At 62.9% G+C, this 16,489-nt stretch carries 14 protein-coding genes and 1 pseudogene; 3 read left to right on the plus strand and 12 right to left on the minus strand.

Features of this window, described 5'->3' with window-relative positions; translation table 11 throughout:
- Positions 1-218: 218 nt before the first annotated feature.
- Positions 219-1,112: a sugar phosphate isomerase/epimerase family protein gene (locus AC0L18_RS16855; RefSeq protein WP_091595640.1), complete on the plus strand. Its 894-nt coding sequence runs from the start codon at positions 219-221 to the stop codon at positions 1,110-1,112.
- 47 nt (positions 1,113-1,159) lie between these two features.
- Here the strand turns inward: AC0L18_RS16855 and AC0L18_RS16860 are convergent, their stop codons facing one another.
- The 11 genes from AC0L18_RS16860 to uxuA form a co-directional block, all read right to left on the minus strand.
- A complete protein-coding gene (locus AC0L18_RS16860; RefSeq protein WP_473493369.1) occupies positions 1,160-2,926 on the minus strand; it encodes a CoA-transferase in 1,767 nt (588 codons plus the stop codon).
- Positions 2,923-3,708 (minus strand): enoyl-CoA hydratase/isomerase family protein, encoded by a 786-nt coding sequence (locus tag AC0L18_RS16865; RefSeq protein WP_473493370.1) that lies wholly within the window; start codon positions 3,706-3,708, stop codon positions 2,923-2,925. The genes AC0L18_RS16860 and AC0L18_RS16865 overlap by 4 nt, the downstream gene beginning before the upstream one ends.
- A 2-nt stretch (positions 3,709-3,710) precedes the next feature.
- Positions 3,711-4,916 carry a CaiB/BaiF CoA transferase family protein gene (locus AC0L18_RS16870; protein ID WP_473493371.1) on the minus strand — a complete coding sequence of 402 codons (1,206 nt, stop codon included), beginning with the start codon at positions 4,914-4,916 and terminating at the stop codon, positions 3,711-3,713.
- Between the two features lie 21 nt (positions 4,917-4,937).
- Positions 4,938-5,723 (minus strand): SDR family NAD(P)-dependent oxidoreductase, encoded by a 786-nt coding sequence (locus AC0L18_RS16875; protein WP_473493372.1) that lies wholly within the window; start codon positions 5,721-5,723, stop codon positions 4,938-4,940.
- Between the two features lies 1 nt (position 5,724).
- The gene (locus tag AC0L18_RS16880) at positions 5,725-6,720 is read right to left on the minus strand and encodes an ABC transporter permease (RefSeq protein ID WP_473493373.1); all 996 of its coding nucleotides are present in this window, start codon (positions 6,718-6,720) and stop codon (positions 5,725-5,727) included.
- A 63-nt stretch (positions 6,721-6,783) separates the two neighbouring features.
- Complete coding sequence (locus AC0L18_RS16885) at positions 6,784-8,316, minus strand: sugar ABC transporter ATP-binding protein (RefSeq protein ID WP_473493374.1); 1,533 nt, start codon at positions 8,314-8,316, stop codon at positions 6,784-6,786.
- Complete coding sequence (locus AC0L18_RS16890; RefSeq protein ID WP_473493375.1) at positions 8,306-9,289, minus strand: ABC transporter permease; 984 nt, start codon at positions 9,287-9,289, stop codon at positions 8,306-8,308. The genes AC0L18_RS16885 and AC0L18_RS16890 overlap by 11 nt, the downstream gene beginning before the upstream one ends.
- A 136-nt stretch (positions 9,290-9,425) precedes the next feature.
- Entirely contained in the window at positions 9,426-10,457 is a 1,032-nt protein-coding gene (locus AC0L18_RS16895) for a sugar ABC transporter substrate-binding protein (protein WP_473493376.1), read from the minus strand.
- A 25-nt stretch (positions 10,458-10,482) separates the two neighbouring features.
- On the minus strand, positions 10,483-11,334 hold the full coding sequence (locus tag AC0L18_RS16900) for an IclR family transcriptional regulator (RefSeq protein WP_473493377.1): 852 nt from the start codon (positions 11,332-11,334) through the stop codon (positions 10,483-10,485).
- Positions 11,334-12,482 (minus strand): ABC transporter substrate-binding protein, encoded by a 1,149-nt coding sequence (locus tag AC0L18_RS16905; protein ID WP_473493378.1) that lies wholly within the window; start codon positions 12,480-12,482, stop codon positions 11,334-11,336. The genes AC0L18_RS16900 and AC0L18_RS16905 overlap by 1 nt, the downstream gene beginning before the upstream one ends.
- Before the next feature lie 117 nt (positions 12,483-12,599).
- The gene (uxuA, locus tag AC0L18_RS16910; RefSeq protein WP_473493379.1) at positions 12,600-13,784 is read right to left on the minus strand and encodes a mannonate dehydratase; all 1,185 of its coding nucleotides are present in this window, start codon (positions 13,782-13,784) and stop codon (positions 12,600-12,602) included.
- A 75-nt stretch (positions 13,785-13,859) separates the two neighbouring features.
- On the opposite strand from uxuA, the gene AC0L18_RS16915 reads away from it, so the two are divergent.
- Both AC0L18_RS16915 and ftsZ read left to right on the plus strand, forming a co-directional pair.
- Entirely contained in the window at positions 13,860-14,645 is a 786-nt protein-coding gene (locus tag AC0L18_RS16915) for an SDR family NAD(P)-dependent oxidoreductase (RefSeq protein ID WP_473493380.1), read from the plus strand.
- 265 nt (positions 14,646-14,910) lie between these two features.
- The gene (gene ftsZ / locus AC0L18_RS16920) at positions 14,911-15,918 is read left to right on the plus strand and encodes a cell division protein FtsZ (RefSeq protein ID WP_023797312.1); all 1,008 of its coding nucleotides are present in this window, start codon (positions 14,911-14,913) and stop codon (positions 15,916-15,918) included.
- Positions 15,919-16,099: 181 nt separating this feature from the next.
- Here the strand turns inward: ftsZ and AC0L18_RS16925 are convergent.
- Positions 16,100-16,334, minus strand: a pseudogene (locus AC0L18_RS16925) (DUF6429 family protein).
- Positions 16,335-16,489: the final 155 nt, after the last annotated feature.

The raw sequence follows: 16,489 nt of genomic DNA on the forward strand, positions 1-16,489 counted from the left end.
CCCCGGCCGCTGCCCCGGGGCCCGCCCCCCCCCATCTTCAACACGCCACAAACCCTCACGAACTAACCCCCCCCCCCCGCGCCCCCCAAAAAAAACCCCCCCCCGGGGGGGGGGGGGGGGCCCCGGCCCCCACCAATTTTTTGTTTTGAGCATCGGATTATTCGCAAAACCGGTTCCCACTTCTTGGGTCCGATGCTCTCGAGCAGCAGGAGACGATCATGTCGCGCATTGGAATCCACTCTTTCGTCTGGTCGGCGAGCTCGGCGCAAGACGACCTCGAACGGACGCTGGCCAACACCAGGGAGGCGGGCTTCGACCTGATCGAATTCTCCTATCTTGACCCTGCCAATGTCGATGTTGGCGGGCTGGCCAAGCGCATCGCCGACCTCGATCTCGGCGTGGCGATCAGCATCGGGCTGCCGCCCGACGGCGACATTTCAAGCGCCGACAAGGCGATTGCCGCGCACGGCGTCGAAGTCCTCAATGACACGATCGCGCTCACCCGCGATCTCGGCGGCCGGAAGGTCGCCGGCATCCTCAGCACCAGCCATGGATTGCAGACTGAGGCGCCGACGCGCGATCAATGGAACCGCAGTGCCGCCACGCTTGCCAAGGTCGCGGAGACCGCCAAGGCCGCCGGCGTCACGCTCAACCTCGAAATCGTCAACCGCTTCGAGAGCAATCTGCTCAACACCGCCGCGCAAGGGTTGGCCTTCATCGAGGACACCGGTTCCGACAACATTTTTCTGCATCTCGACACGTTCCATATGAACATCGAGGAGGCCGATGTCGGGTTGGCCATCCGCCACGCCGCCAAAAAGATCGGCTATGTCCATATCGGCGAGAGCCATCGCGGCTTCCTCGGCACCGGCAACATCGACTTTGCCGCGATCTTCGATGCGCTGACCGCAATCGGCTATGGCGACGACCTCAGCTTCGAATCCTTCTCGTCGGAGATCGTCGACGAGAACCTGTCGAAGAAAACCGCCATCTGGCGCAATCTGTGGACCGACAATATGGAGCTGGCCCGGCATGCGCGCCGCTTCATCGCCATCGGGCTGGAGACGGCGCGGCGCAAGGCCGAGCTTGTTGCGTCAAGCCATCAGCCTTAGGGCCACCCGACATTGATCGATCGGGAACGATCGGGGCGTGGCGCTACTCAGCCTCCTGCGGTCTGCGCCGCGATGCAGCGCTCGAGCATGATGCGATCGGCCGCGAGAATCTCGGCGATCAGCCCACCACGTTCCTTGGCACTGACGAATTCCAGGCGGCGCAGACCGAGGGGATCGATCCTGTTTCGCAGGATGGCGAGCGTAGCATCCGAAGGGAGCGGGATCTCCCGGCAGTCGGCATCGAATGTCACCGGAAAGCCGGTGGCATCACGGATCTGCTGCTGCGCGATATCAGGCATGGTTTCGATGACGATCAATTCCCGGGTCGATCGGTCGAGTCGAAACACACAAAGATCGGTGAACACCAGCGCCTCACCGGTCCGATAGCCCATCGGCTCGCGTTCATTCCGGGTGAGCAAGCCGCGCGCCGAACTAGCGATCTCGACGTCCTCTACCAGCGACTGCACCGAATGGCGGGGAACGTAGAGCAAATAGTCGCGATGCATGTTGGCGACGTCGGCCATGCCGCCCTGCCCTGGCAGCCGGATGAGGCCGCCGTCGCGCTTGCGCAGCGCAATGGTGTTGACACGGCCGCGTCGATCGACCTGCGCGGCGCCGACGATCTCATGCGTCACCGCACCGGCCTGATAGTAGGTCGAATAGGTGTCGTCGCCACCGGCATGCGCCACCGCCGTCTCGCAATCGAGGCTTTCGATCAGCGACAGGATCATTGGGCTAGGCGCGATATCGAGATGGCCGCAACTCATCGTCGCGATGATCATGTCCGGCGCGTGCGTCGCCTTTGCCAGCCGGTAGGCAACGTTGGCCAGCGGCGACACCGCGCCGGCGCTGGCAAAGCTCTCATTGTCGAGTTCGGCGGCGATGCGGGCGGCGATGATCTCGTCGATGGACGCCTTCTTTTCGCCGTGCACAAGCGCGGGCATTGCGAGGGCCGTTTCAGCGCGGACTTTCGCAGCGTCCTGAACCAGCCCCGGCACGCCTTCGGAAGGCAGGCGCAGAGTGCCCGCCAAAGGTGTTTCCCTGGCCGCGAACGCCCTCGACAACGCTTGATAATCGGTCACATAGAACGGCAGGGACGAGGCCGGATAGGCGCCGCCCGGCGCCAGCGCTATGGCCGAGACCTGATTGCGGGTGAGAATGCTCTGGCGCCCATCATGCCGCAGCGCGCCGACCGGGACGATTTCATCGACCGTGACCAGCACCTGCCGCGCCGCGCCGGCCATGGCGAAGTCGAGCGCCCTTGGCCCGATGATCTGGACATTGCCGCTCTCGTCGGCGCGCTGGGCGTGGACGACGAACGTATCGAGCCGCAGCGGCGGGATGAACCCGGTCTCTGTCCTGGCAATGGGATCGGGCGCAGAGATCGCGCAAGGCACGCGCGCCAGCATGTCCGAGCCCAACGGAAGCTGGAACGGCATCGACGGCAGGTTTTGCTGCGCCGCCCGCAACGCCTGGATCATCGCCAGCGCCGTCCAATCGCGAACCGGCACGGCATTCGTCTCGGCAGCCGCGCGGAACCGCGGCGGAAGGCCGAAAATATCCAGGCTGGAAAAGCAGAGGTCGATTTCCGCTACTGCATCCGCTTCGAGAAGCAGTTCGAGCGGCAGCCCGCCGGCCCAGCAGACGTAGCGCAAATCCTTGACGCCCGAGCCGGCGATGGCGCGCAGCAAGGCGATCGGCAGCCGGGCGAAATGGTGACCGCCGACGCCAAAGACGTCGCCGCCTCCGACCATCGCGGCCAGCCCCTCGACATCGGTGAAGCGGGGCCGGTTTGATTTGACCAGGGATATCATCGCGCAGCCTTCGCCCGCGCAGCGCTTTTCTCGGCGAACGCCTTAACCCGCTGCTGGCCGGTCTCGCTGCGATAAAGCCCGCCCAAAATGTCGCGCTCCCTGGCAAGACCGTCAGCCAGGACGCCAGACACCGCATGCGCCGTCAGCGCTTTCAGTCCTTCGATTGCAGCAGCCGGTTCGGCGGCGATCATTTCGGCCAGCTCCAGCGCCCGCGGCATCAGCCTTTCGGCGTCGACGACCTCGTTGACCAGTCCGGCCTCGATCAATTCGGAAGCCGGCACGATGGCTCCGGTCATCAGCAGGAGATTGGCGCGGTTGCGGCCGAGTTTCTGGACGCTGCGCTGTGTGCCGCCGCCGCCGGGGATCAGCCCGAGCTTGATCTCCGGCAGGCCGAATTTCGCGAACTGGCTGGCGACCACGATGTCGCAACAGAGCACCAGCTCCATGCCGCCGCCCAGCGCGAAGCCGTTGACCGCGGCGATCACCGGCTTGCGGTTGTTCTCGATCGCCGCATACAGGCGCGCGCCGGCGGCCTGGAAGGCGTCGAACTCGGCAGCCGTCTGGCCGGCATATTCCTTGATGTCGGCGCCGGCCATGAAGCCGCGCCCCTCGCCGGTCACCACGATCGCACTGACGCCGTCATCCCCGGACAGCGCCTCGAAGGCGCCGGTGATCTCGCCTTGCATCAGTCGATTCATGGCATTGAGCTGGTCGGCGCGCCTGAAAGTGACGACGGCGACGCGGCCCGAGGTATCGACCGTGAGTGTCTGGTAGGCGGGCATTGTCAGGCAGCGTCCACGGTCATGTCGCCGGATGCCACCAGCGCGGCGATCTCGTCTTTGGAGAGGCCTAACTCGGCCAGGATTTCGCGACCATGCTGGCCGACCAATGGCGCCGGCCGTTCGATGGTTGCCGGCGTCTCGCTCATCGTGACTGCAGGTGCCACCACCCTGACCCTGCCGCCGCGTGGATGATCATAGCTGGTGATCATGCCCATGTGCTTGACCTGCGGATCCTCGGCCGCGCGTCTTATGTCCTTCACCTCGGCGCACCAGATGTCGACTGCGAGCAGCCGCCCCAGCAGATCCTGCGTGGAAAACTTCCTGGTCTCGGCGTTGACCTTCTCGAACACCTCGTCGCGCTTGTCGAACAGGGTCTTCAGATCGTCGTAGACGGCAAGCTGCGGCGCTTCCAATGTCTCATACAGCGTCCTGAACGGGCTCATGGCGATCGACAAATAGCCGCCGTCCTTTGTTTCGTAGATGCCGAACGGCGCCTGCATGCCGGGATGGCCGATACCGGAATTCGGGCGCACGAAATCTTCGCCGAGATTGAGCACGGCGACATATTCCTGGTTGAGATGCGCGAGCAGGCCAGCCAGCAGATTGACCTCGATCTTCTGGCCCTTGCCGGTTTTCTCGCGATAGTAGAGCGCCGACAATATGCCGTAGACCATGTTCATCGCGCCGATCTGGTCGGCGAGACCAGCACCCGCCGGAACGGGAGCCTGGTCGCCGCGGCCGGTGTTGGAAATCAGCCCCGACAGCCCCTGGATCAGCATGTCCTGGCCGGGACGCTCGACATAGGGACCCTCCTCGCCATAGCCGGAGCCCGAGCAATAGATGATGCCGGGATTGACTGCCTTGAAGTCCTCGTAACCGTAGCCAAGCTTGGCCAGTACGCCGGGGCGAAAATTCTGCACCACGACGTCGGCCGTCTTCGCCATCTCCATGATGATCGCATGCACCTTGCGGCTCTTCAAATTGAGCGCGATGGAGCGCTTGTTGCGGTTCCAGGCGAGGAAGTTCGGGCTCTCGGAACCGCCGACCCATTTGGCGAAGAAGGTCATGCTGCGGAACATGTCGCCGGCGCCGGCGCGCTCGATCTTGATGACGTCGGCGCCCATGTCGCCGAGCAGCTGGGTGGCGAACGGCCCCTGCAGCAGATGGCTGAAATCAAGAATGCGGACGCCTTCGAGGGCTTTGTTCATATCATTTCTCGTTTCGTGTCTTCAAAGCAGATCGGGAACATAGCGTGGCGCGGCGGTGAGCCCGCCGTCGACGCGCAGGTCGGTACCGGTGGTGAAGCCGGCAGCGTCAGAAGCGAGATAGACGGCGGCTTCGGCCACTTCGGAAGGCTCGCCGATGCGGCCGAGCGGATGCATCTTCACCCAGGCCTTGGCGAGATTGCCGCCGATCTTCCTGACCAGCCTGTCGTTCATCGGCGTGTTGATGGTGCCTGGCGAGATCGAGTTGACGCGGATGTTGAGCGGGCCGAACTCGACCGCCATCTGGCGTGTCATCGCCATCACCGCGCCCTTGGCGCCGGCATAGGCGGTCCAGCCGTCGAGCCCGACATGCCCTTGTGCGGAGGCCATGTTGATGATCGAGCCCGATTTCTGCGCGATCATGTGCGGCAACGCGTATTTGCAGCCGCGGAAGACGCTGGTCAGGTTGACCGCGATCAGGCGGTGCCACTGCTCTTCGGTCATCTCGTGGACCGGCATGCCGCCGATGGCGATGGCGGCGTTGTTGACCATGACGTCGAGATGGCCGGTCTTGCCGACGGCCGTGGCGATGACATTGGCGATGTCGGCCTCCTTCGACACGTCACAATGCAAATAGTCGGCATCGTGGCCGGCCGCGCGCAGTTCCGCCGCGAAATGTTCACCCCTCTCGTCGGCAGTGTCGCTCAGGAAGACATGCGCACCCTCCCTTGCCATCGCCTCTGCAATCGCATGGCCGATGCCGTCGGCGGCGCCCGTAATGACGGCGGTTTTCCCCTTGAGACGATCCATGTCAGCCTCCAATGATGCGCCGGCGCTTCGCTTCGTCGAAAGCGACCGCGGCGATGATGATCATGCCGGTGATGACCAGCTGCCATTCGGTCGGCAGGCCGAGGCCGCGCAGTCCGTTGGACAGGAACTGCAGGATCAGCACGCCGAGCGCCATGCCGGTCAGGCTGCCGATGCCGCCGGCAAGACTCACCCCGCCGAGCACGGTGGCGGCAACGACCTGGAACTCGAAATTCAGTCCCGCCGTATGCTGCGCCGAGCCGACGCGGGCCGCCAGGATGATGCCGGCAACCGTCGCCAGCAGCGCGCTGATGACGAAGCAGATGAACTTGACGCGGCGCACATCATAGCCGGCGAGGCGTGCCACTTCCGGATTGCCGCCGACGGCATAGATCTGCCGTCCAAACGGCCGGTGCTGCATCATGTAGGCGAAGGCGACGAGCAGGACGATCGCAATCACCGCCGAATAGGGTACGACATTGAACAGGCGGCCATCCGACAGCGCGATGAAGCTGTCGAGAGCGGCATCGTCGGGGATCGCGCGCTGGCCGGTATAAAGATACACGCCACCGCGCATGATGAACATTGTGCCGAGCGTCACGATCAGCGAGTTGATGCCGGCATAGGCGGTGAGATAGCCATTCACCACACCGATGATCAGCCCGAACAGCAGCGCGCCGCTGATGCCGAGCGCAAGCGAGTTGGTGTCGTTCATGATGATGATCAGCGGCAGGGCGATGGTCGCCAGCAGCGACCCGAACGAAATGTCGACCTCGCCGGAGATGAAGACGATGGCGCAGCCGATGCCGGCGGTGAGCGCCAGCGAAGCCTGGCCGAGCACATTGGTGATGTTGCGCACGGAGAAGAAATTCTCGGCGGTAAAGGAAAAGAACGCGATCACCAGGATGAGGCAGAGGAGCAGCGCCAACTCCTGCCGCGCCAAAAGCCGCGCCAGCATGGACGGCCCGGCTTTCATCGTATCGGTGCTTGCCAGGCTCATCGCTTGCTCCCTTCGAAGGCGTCGGCCGAATGACAGGGAATGCTGCCGCGAGGCGACATGGTCTTATCCGATCGCTGCATTGAGGATTTTCTCCTGCGTGGCGTCGTCGCGGGACATGATCGCGGTGAGCCGGCCTTCGCACATCACCGCGACGCGGTCGGCAAGTCCCAGCAGCTCGGGCATTTCCGACGTCATCATGACGACCGCCAGGCCGTCGCCGGCGAGCCGGTCGATGAGCGCGAAGATCTCCGACTTGGCGCCGACATCTATACCACGGGTCGGCTCGTCGACGACGATCACCTTGAGGCCCCGCATCAGCCAGCGCGAGATCAGCACCTTCTGCTGATTGCCGCCGGACAGGTTCTTCACCTGCTGGAACAAGCTGGGCGTCCTGATGCGGAAACGGTCGACATAGTCCTGAACCGCCTTGCGTTCCCTGGCCTTGTCGATGAAGCCCATGCTGGCGAAGGCGCCGAGCGAGGCGAGGCTGGCATTCTGGTAAACCGGCAAATCGCCCATCAGCCCTTCGCTCTTGCGGTCCTCGGTGAGCAGGCCGATGCCGAGCCGGACGCCGGTGTGCGTGTCATGCGGCATCAAGCGATGACCGTCGACGGAAATCGTGCCGGAGGTGACCGGATCAAAGCCGACGATCGCCTTGGCGAGTTCGGTTCGCCCAGCCCCCATCAAGCCGAAGAAGCCGAGGACTTCGCCGGCATGCGCTTCGAAGGACACGTCCTTCAGCTTCTTCGCCGTGCTGAGCCCTTGCACGGAAAGGGCGACCTTGCTGCCCGGCGCGCCGCGCTTGCGGGGAAACAGGCTTTCAATGCGCCGGCCGATCATGTCCTGGATCAGCGTGTCGTTGGTGTGATCACCGATTGGCCTGGTCGAGACGTGCCGGCCGTCGCGCAGAACAGTGACCGTGTCGGCGATCTCGAAAACCTCGTCGAGTTTGTGGCTGACATAGAGCACCGCAATGCCGAGTGCGGCCAGCCGACGGATGACGGTGAACAGCAGCGAAATCTCATTCGGTGTCAGCGACGACGTCGGCTCGTCCATCACCACGACGCGGGCCTGGTGGGCGAGTGCGCGGGCGATCTCGACCATCTGCTGCTGGCTGACCGGCAGCGATCCCGTCCGCGCCGCCGGGTCGACGTTAAAACCGATGCGGTTGAACAGCGCGGCGGAATCCGCGCGGATCTTTCGCCAGTCGATCGAGCCGCCTTTGCCGGTCGGATAGCCTTCGAGGAAGATATTCTCGGCGACGGTGAACTCGGAGATCAGCGCGATCTCCTGGAATACCACCTTGATGCCCTCTTTCAGGCTGTCGCGCGGCGACTTGATGTCGAGCTCGCGGCCGCGCATGCGGATCGTGCCGGCATCCTTGCCGTAGACCCCGGCCATGATCTTGATGAGCGTCGACTTGCCGGCACCGTTCTCGCCCATCAAGGCGTGGATCTTGCCGGGCTCCAGCGTGAGGTCGACATTGTCCAGCGCCACCACGCCCGGAAAGCGCTTGTCGATGCCGCGCATCTCGAGCGCCGGCACGCCTGTGTCGACGGCCGCGCCTTCGCTGGGGTGAAGGAAATCAACCGACATTGGCTCTGTTCCGGATGATGTCGAGATAGCTCGCCAGAATGATCACCACGCCGGGCACTACCATCTGCAGATCCTGGTTCCAGCCGAGAATGATGATGCCGTTGTCGATGACCTTCAGCACCAGAACGCCAAGCAGCGTGCCGAACAGCGAGCCGCGCCCGCCGAGCAGGCTGGTGCCGCCGAGGATGACTGCGGCGATCACCGTCAGCTCGAAGCCACGTCCGGCGGTCGGCTGGCCCGCATTCATCAGCGACGACAGGATCATGCCGGCAACCCCGACGCACAGGCCGGTGACGACGAAGGCAAACAGTTTCAGGCGTTCCGAGCGCACTCCGGAAAGTCGAACCGCTCGCTCATTGGCGCCGACCGCATAGAGGTAACGGCCAAGCGTGGTGAAGCGCAGTGTCACGGCTGCGATTGCGAAGATGACCACCGCGATGACGACGGGCAACGGGATCGCGCCGATATAGCCGGCACCCAGATCAGTGAAGGAGATAAGCCGATGGTGGTTCTGCACGGCCTCGCGGGTGAACAGATAGACGCCGCCCTGCAGCATCATCATCGTGCCGATGGTGGCGATCAACGAGTTCACCTTGAGCCTGGTGACGACCAGTCCATTGAATAGGCCGACCCCGCCTGCAAAGGCGAGTGCTGCCAGCATGCCGAGTGCGAGATTGTGCGTCGAATTCAGCACTGCCATGCCGATACAGCCGACAAAGGCGAGCGACGCCCCGACCGAGAGATCGACTTCGGCGGTGATGATCAGCATGGTCATGCCCGAGGCAACGATCAGCACCAGCGCGCATTGGCGCAGGATGGCGATGATATTGGCCTCGGAATAGAACTGTGGCGCCACCATCGAGATGGCGATGCAGAGCATGGCCAGAATCACGCCTAACACGAGCTGGCTGCTGCCCAATAGCTGGCCGACGATGAAACGCCTTGGCGCGGAAGATTGCGTAAGCTCGCTCATTTTTCCATTCATTCCGGGCGGCGTCGGCGCCGCCGCCATATGGAAACCTGCAGGCCCGAAACCGGGCGGTTAACCTGTTTGCCGTCGGCATCCGATCCCTGCCCTTCCCGCCGTGCGGGAAGGGCACGCGAAATTCTTACTTCTTCAGATCGGCGGAGGTTTTCATGCACTTTTCCGGCGGCTGGAGCGCATTGACGGCGTCCCATTTGATCGTCCGGACAGTGCCGTCATAATCGTAGTACTTCTTCCAGTCGTCGCCTTTCATAGGCGCGGTCGGGCTGACGATGTGCTCGGGCACCTCTTCGCCGTTGAACAGCTTCACTGCGGCATCTATAGCGGTGTAGCCTTCCTTTTCCGGGAACATCGCGGCTTCGATGCGGTAGGATGGTTCGTTCTGTATGGCATTGATGAAGGCAAGGCCTTCGCCGCCCGTGCCGACTGTCAACAAATTGTCCTGCGACTTTCCGGCCGCTTTCCAGGCCTGCAAGCCGCCCAGCGAAGAGGAATCGTTGATGCCATAGATGATGTTGATGTCGGCATTCTTGGCCAGTGCCGCCGAGGACACTTCGAGCGCGCGGTCGGGATTGCCGCCGCCGTCGAGGTCGTGGACCATGACCGCGTCGGGGATGATGGTCTTGAGGCCATCCATGAAGCCTTGCGAGCGCAGGACGGTCGCCGACAGGAGCGGCAGGCCGACATTCATCACCTGGGCTTTGCCGCCGAGCTTTTCCTTGGCGTATTTGCCTGCTTCGACGCCGGCCGTGTATCCGGTATCATAGTCGCAGATCGCGACCATCGTCGTCATGCCCTTGACCGGATTGCCTTCCAGAACGACCGGGACGTCATTGGACTTCGCCTGGCGCAGCAGCGGCACGACGCCCTCCTCATTGACTGGCGTGACAATCAGCACGTCGACGCCCTTGGCCATGAAGTCTTCCGCGGCAGAAACCTGCTTGGCGATATCGAGATTGGCGTCCTGCACCTCAAGCTCGATGCCGAGTTCCTTGGCACGGGCCTGCATGCCCTTGATGACGTTCTGATACCACTCATGGGTGGCGTAGTTGGTGACGTAGCCGATGCGCTTCGGCATGTTTTCGGCCTGCGCGGCAGCGGCGCTAAGAGCCAGCACGGCCGCCGAAGCAAACAGGATTGACTTGGACCAGTTCATTTTCTTCTCCCTATTTATCATCTTGTTAGTTGCTGAACGGATAGTCCCGCCGTTCCGGGTCCGCACGTGAGGAGGCGATGGCTTCACCCGCGCCTAACGCCGCCGATATCGTCTCGGCGGCCGCCTTCGCCCGTTCGAAGACGGTCTCGCGATCGAAGCGCGCGGCTTTCTGCGGCAGGAATGGTACGGTCAGCGCGGCAATGACCGCACCGGTGTGATCGCGCACCGGCATCGAGACATTGGTGCAGGCCTCGACGGCCAGCGAGGCGCGCATCTCGTAGCCGAGCCCTGCGACTTCGTTCAGCCGCGCTTCGATTTCGGCCCGCGTGCCCTGCCCTTCGCCGGCAGCGACGATCCGCTCGACGATGCGGTCACGCTCGGCGCGGTTCGAATGCGCGAGCAGCACCGCGCCGGAGCTCGTTTCAAGGATCGGGAAATGTGAGCCGAGCGCGACCGAGTAGCGCATCGGCAAAGGCGAATCGATCTGCAGCACCACCAGCGCGCTCTCGCCTTCGCGAACGACCAGATGACAGCTTTGATCGGTATTGGCCGAGAGCTCGCGCATCACCGGCAGCGCGCATTCGACCAGCCGGTTTACCGGCGGATGCATATGCGCCAGCTCGAACAGCTTTAGCGAAAGCCGGAAGCGATCGGATTGCGTCCGGAAGATGTAGCCGCGCTTCTCCAGCAGAAGCAGGATGCGGTATATCTCGTGGATGGAGCGTCCCAGGCCGGCAGCGATTTCGGTCTGGGTCAGCGGCTCGGCGCTGGACGCCATGAACTCCAAGACATCGAGGGCCTTTTCCACTGCCGGCACCCGATATCCGTTGCGGCTGCTTTCGCCTTCATCGACGATCTGGGCTATGTCGGCGGCCATTATGCGACGCTCCGTTCCGGCTGGGTTTGCCTGGTCTCGCAGTAAAGGCGGTTCAGCCGGTCCGCGAGCTCCGTCGCGGGCATGTCGCCGGCGATGGCAGCGGCCGCATGCGGCGCGCATTCGCGGAAAAAGGCGATGAAGCCTGGATGTGTCGGGCGCAGGTAGGACGCTTCGATCGTCGCCAGCGTCGAACTGAAGAAATTGCCGGAAAAATCGTTGACGTCGGCGTCCTTCCAAGCCGCCAGCGATCCCGGCTGTCCGCCTGCTTTCACGTAGTCGCCGCGCTGGTAGCCGGGCGAGCACAGAAAAAGCGCGTAGTCGATGGCGGCCTGTTTGTGTTTCGACTGGGCGCTGACCCCGATGCCGGCACCACCGAGCAAGGCGCCGGCGGATTGCGGGGTCGGCACGTCGGCGCAACGCAGATACGGCCGGTCGGCTTTCGAGGCATAGTTCACATAGCCGAAGGCGAACGGCACATAGACCACATCGTCATGCGCGATCATGTGGTCATAGCAGCGGATCGGATTCCATTGCGACGAATTCGGATGCGACAGCTCGGCAAGCTGGCGCAACTGCGCGACAGCCTGCTCGACCTTCTCCCTTGCAATGAACTCCTCGCCGTTTTCCTGCGGATGGCCGAGCGTCAAGAGCAGGCACATGGCGTCGGTCGACACGAACGGCAGGCCAAGCCACTTGCCGTCCTTGCGGGCGCGCCGGCCCAGTTCCAGCACCTCTTCCTGGGTAGTGGGCACTGTTGCGTAGCGCTCCAGGAGATCCGGGCGATATGAAGCGATCTGGCAGGCAGCATCGATCGGCAGTGCCCACTGACGGCCGTTCCTTGCGTAGGATCGCCAGGACCCGCCGACCGAGTCGCGCTCGAACAAGCTGCGCTGTTCCGCCGAGAGATAGCCGTCGAACGGCACCATCAGTTCGCCGTCGGCAATGTCGCCGATGAAGGGGTGGTCGAATACGATCAGATCATAGGCGCCGAGCACCGGACCAAGCACGCCCTCGCCGAATTCGTAGAGGCTGCGGCGGTCCCATTCGATTTTCAGAGCGGGATGGTTGGCGCAATACGTCTCGATGCTGGCGTCGAGCGGTCCCCAGCAGCGTCGATGATCCCACGCCAGACCGCGCAGCCTTGTCATTCCTGCAAAAACCTCCCTGAACCGGGCGAGAGCCATATCCGGGATTACTAGCAGGTATTTTTACCTGGGCAAGATATTTTCACATAGGAAAACTGCTTAGGCTTCCGGTTGCGATCCTCAGGCCAGCTCAAAACGTTCCACGGCGCGCATGATGCCACGCAGTTCGGCCAGGCCTTTCAGGCGGCCGATCAAAGAATAGCCGGGGTTGATCCTGGTCTTGCCGATATCGTCGGCGAGCAGATGGCCATGATCGGGTCGCATGGGAATCCGCCAATCAGCGCGACCTTCCCTTCGGCGGCGCGTCTCTTCCTGCATCAAAGCGAGGATGACATGCGCCATGTCGGTGCCGCCCTCCAGATGCTCGGCTTCATGGAAGGAGCCGTCATCCTCGATGGTTACATTGCGCAGATGGACGAAATGGATCCGGTCGGCGAACTCCTTGACCATGCCGACAATGTCGTTGTCTGCGCGCGTACCGTAGGAGCCGGTGCAGAATGTCAGGCCGTTGGCCGGGCTGTCGACGGCGTTCAGGATGAAACGCGCGTCCTCGGCGGTCGAAACGATCCGTGGCAGGCCATAGAGCGAGAATGGCGGGTCGTCGGGATGGATGCACATGCGCACCCCCTCATGCTCGGCCACCGGAATGATCTCGCGCAAAAACCAGGCCAGATTGTCGCGCAGCTCCTTCGGCCCGATCGAGTCATATTCCGCCAATGCCTCACGAAAACTATCCCGGTTGTAGCTGCGCTCGGTTGCCGGCAGGCCGGCAATGAGATTGCGCTCGATCCTGTCGATCTGCTCTTCGCTCAATTCCTTCAGTCGCGATTCCGCTTCCGCGATACGTGCCGCGCTGTAGCCGAATTCGGCATTCCTGCGCTTCAGGACGAACAGGTCGTAGGCGGCAAAATCGATCGCATCGAACCGCAGTGCGTAGCCCGTCGTTGGAAGCCGATAGGCAAGGTCGGTGCGGGTCCAGTCGACCACCGGCATGAAGTTATAGCAGATCGTCGCAATGCCGGCCTTGGCGAGCGCACGGATCGTGTCCTTGTACCAGCCGACATAGCGAAGCCGTTCCGCCGAGCCGATCTTGATCGAATTGTGGACGGGAATGCTCTCCACAACCGACCAGGTCAGCCCTTCGGCCTCGATGACCCGCTTGCGCTCCAAAATGTCCGTCAAAGGCCAGGCGCGGCCGTCATAGATATTATGCAGGGCGGATACGACGCCCGTGGCTCCGGCCTGCTTGACATGATCGAGCGTCACCGGGTCGTCAGGGCCATACCAGCGCCAGCATTGTTCCATCGAGGCTTTCCTTTGCGATAAAACGGAACCGTATTGTTGGGCCACAATGGAAGTCAAATTAAAGGAGTTTGCGCCATGAAGGATTTCGACGGCAAGATCGCTCTGGTGACGGGGACGACCGGGATCGGCCTGGCAACCGCCAGACGTCTTGCGGCGGGCGGGGCGGCGATCATCGCCTGCGGCATCGACCGCGCGGCCAACACGGCGATGAGAGCGGAACTGGGCAGCTCCGGCGCCGAGGCGCTGGTCGTGGCCGTCGACGTCTCCGTGCCGGATCAGGTCCGCGACGCGGTCGCAGCCGGTGTTGAACGGTTCGGCGGCCTCGATATCATCGTCAATTCCGCGGCGGTCCATCCGTATGGCACCGCTGTTAGCACCGATTTCGACATCTGGAACCGGGCGATGTCCGTCAATGTCGGCTCGATCTACCTGACCGCGCATTTCGGTATTCCGGAAATGATCAGGCGAGGCGGCGGCGCCATCGTCAACGTGGCTTCGGTGCAAGGTTTCGCCTGCCAGCAGAACGTCGCCGCCTATGCCACGACCAAGGGCGCCATCCACACATTGACGCGCGCTCTGGCGCTCGACCACGCGCGCTCCGGCATTCGCGTCAATTCCGTCAGCCCGGGCTCGATCCGCACCCCGATCCTGGAAAAGGCGGCGCGCGGCGAAAACGGCACCGACGCCGATGTCGAGGCCGCCTACAAGCGCTTCGGCGAAGCGCACCCCATCGGGCGCATCGGCGAGCCGGCGGAAGTGGCGGAACTCATCGCCTTTCTGTGTTCGTCGAAAGCCGGGTTCTGCACCGGCGCGGACTACAGAATCGATGGCGGCCTGACTGCCGGCATCGGCGTGAAGTAGAACGGGAAGATCGGTCTCGGCTTTACGGGAGACGTTGTCATCGGACGATTTTCGGTCAGCCGCCACACGAAGCACCGACGGGGCGAACCAATAGCGCATAACCTGCGCGAGCGCGAATACTGCACTTGCAGCCGGTTCAACCGTCTGATTCCCTTGGTTACGCTGGGCTGTCCTGATTCGCGCACTGTCAAAAATCTTTGCAGCGCGCCGGGAACAAGCCTTCCACCGACCGCTGCGCTTGCGCATTCAAGGGGAGAGACGGCAAATGAACACTGCAACGAGGCCGACAATCTCGGAGATGAGGCCCAAGATATCCGTCATCGGGGTTGGCGGCGGTGGCGGCAACGCCATCAACAACATGATCGCCGAAGGCTTGCAGGGCACCGAGTTCATCGTTGCCAACACCGATGCCCAGGCGCTCACCATGTCGAAGGCAACGCGGCTGATCCAATTGGGAGCGCACGTCACGGAAGGCCTTGGTGCAGGATCCCTGCCCGAGGTCGGCCATGCCGCGGCTGTGGAATCTATCGACGAAATCATGGACCATCTTGCGGGAACGCATATGTGTTTCGTGACCGCAGGCATGGGAGGCGGAACTGGAACCGGTGCAGCACCGGTCATAGCGCAGGCCGCGCGCAACGCAGGAATACTGACCGTGGCCGTCGTCACCAAGCCGTTCGTCTTCGAAGGAAACCGCCGCATGCATGCCGCCAATGAGGGCATCGAGCGGCTGCGCGAAAGCGCCGATACCGTCATCGTCATACCGAACCAGAACCTCTTCAGGATCGCCGATGCCAAGACGACGTTCGCGGACGCTTTCGCCATGGCGGACCGCGTACTCTACGCCGGCGTCGGCTGCATCACCGATCTCATCGTCAAGGAAGGCCTGATCAATCTCGACTTTGCCGATGTGAAGTCGGTGATGCGCGATATGGGTCGCGCGATGATGGGGACCGGCGAAGCCACCGGCGAGGACCGCGCCAGGAAGGCAGCCGAAGCGGCGATCGCAAACCCGCTTCTCGACGAAGCGTCGATGATGGGCGCCAAGGGCGTCCTTGTCTCGATATCGGGCGGCACTGACATGACGCTGTTCGAGGTCGACGAAGCCGCCACGCGCATCCGCGAGGAGGTCGACGCCGATGCCGACATCATCGTCGGCGCCATTTTCGACAAGGCGCTCGCAGGAAAATTCAGGGTGTCGGTGGTTGCGACGGGATTGCGGCGGGGGCTTGAGATTCCGCTGACGGTGGGGTTGGAAAACCGTGTGAATTGAGCGACGCTCTTATGGCAGCACCACGGCAGGTTTCGACTGAAGGTCCGATGCACCGGACACCGCCGCCAGACGGTAATCGGGCGGAACGCCCAACCCTGATTGTTGCGGGATAAGCCTGCCGAGCAGGTTGTCGGTTTTGCCTGCGCGACTCTTGCTGTCGAATTGGAACGCCAGCCAGCGCTCATGGTGCCGGCCGCGTGAACAGGGTGCGGAACAATTCCTCAGACCGTCGCAGGCCCTCATCTGTCAGAACCACCGACTTCGCCCTTGTTTGCCGGATTGGCGATCAGTCCCTTCTGGTGCAAGCGATCCAGAGCATCCCAATCCAATCCCTTCCAGGCGCGCCTCTCTTCATGCAGCTTTAGCCAAAGCAGCCCGAGAACGGCATTGTCGATCTTGTCGGTGTCCATCTCCATGCCAAGCAGTTTAACACGGGAAGACGGCGTCTGCCGAGACCCACACCGTCGGGTAACTCGATGAGGATCAAACTGGCTGCGCCAGGCTGCAAACGCAAAACGGCCCGCGTGATGCGGGCCGTTTTGTGGATTTGGTTGCGGGGACAGGATTTGAA

The sequence above is a fragment of the Mesorhizobium sp. WSM4819 genome, assembly GCF_055811215.1.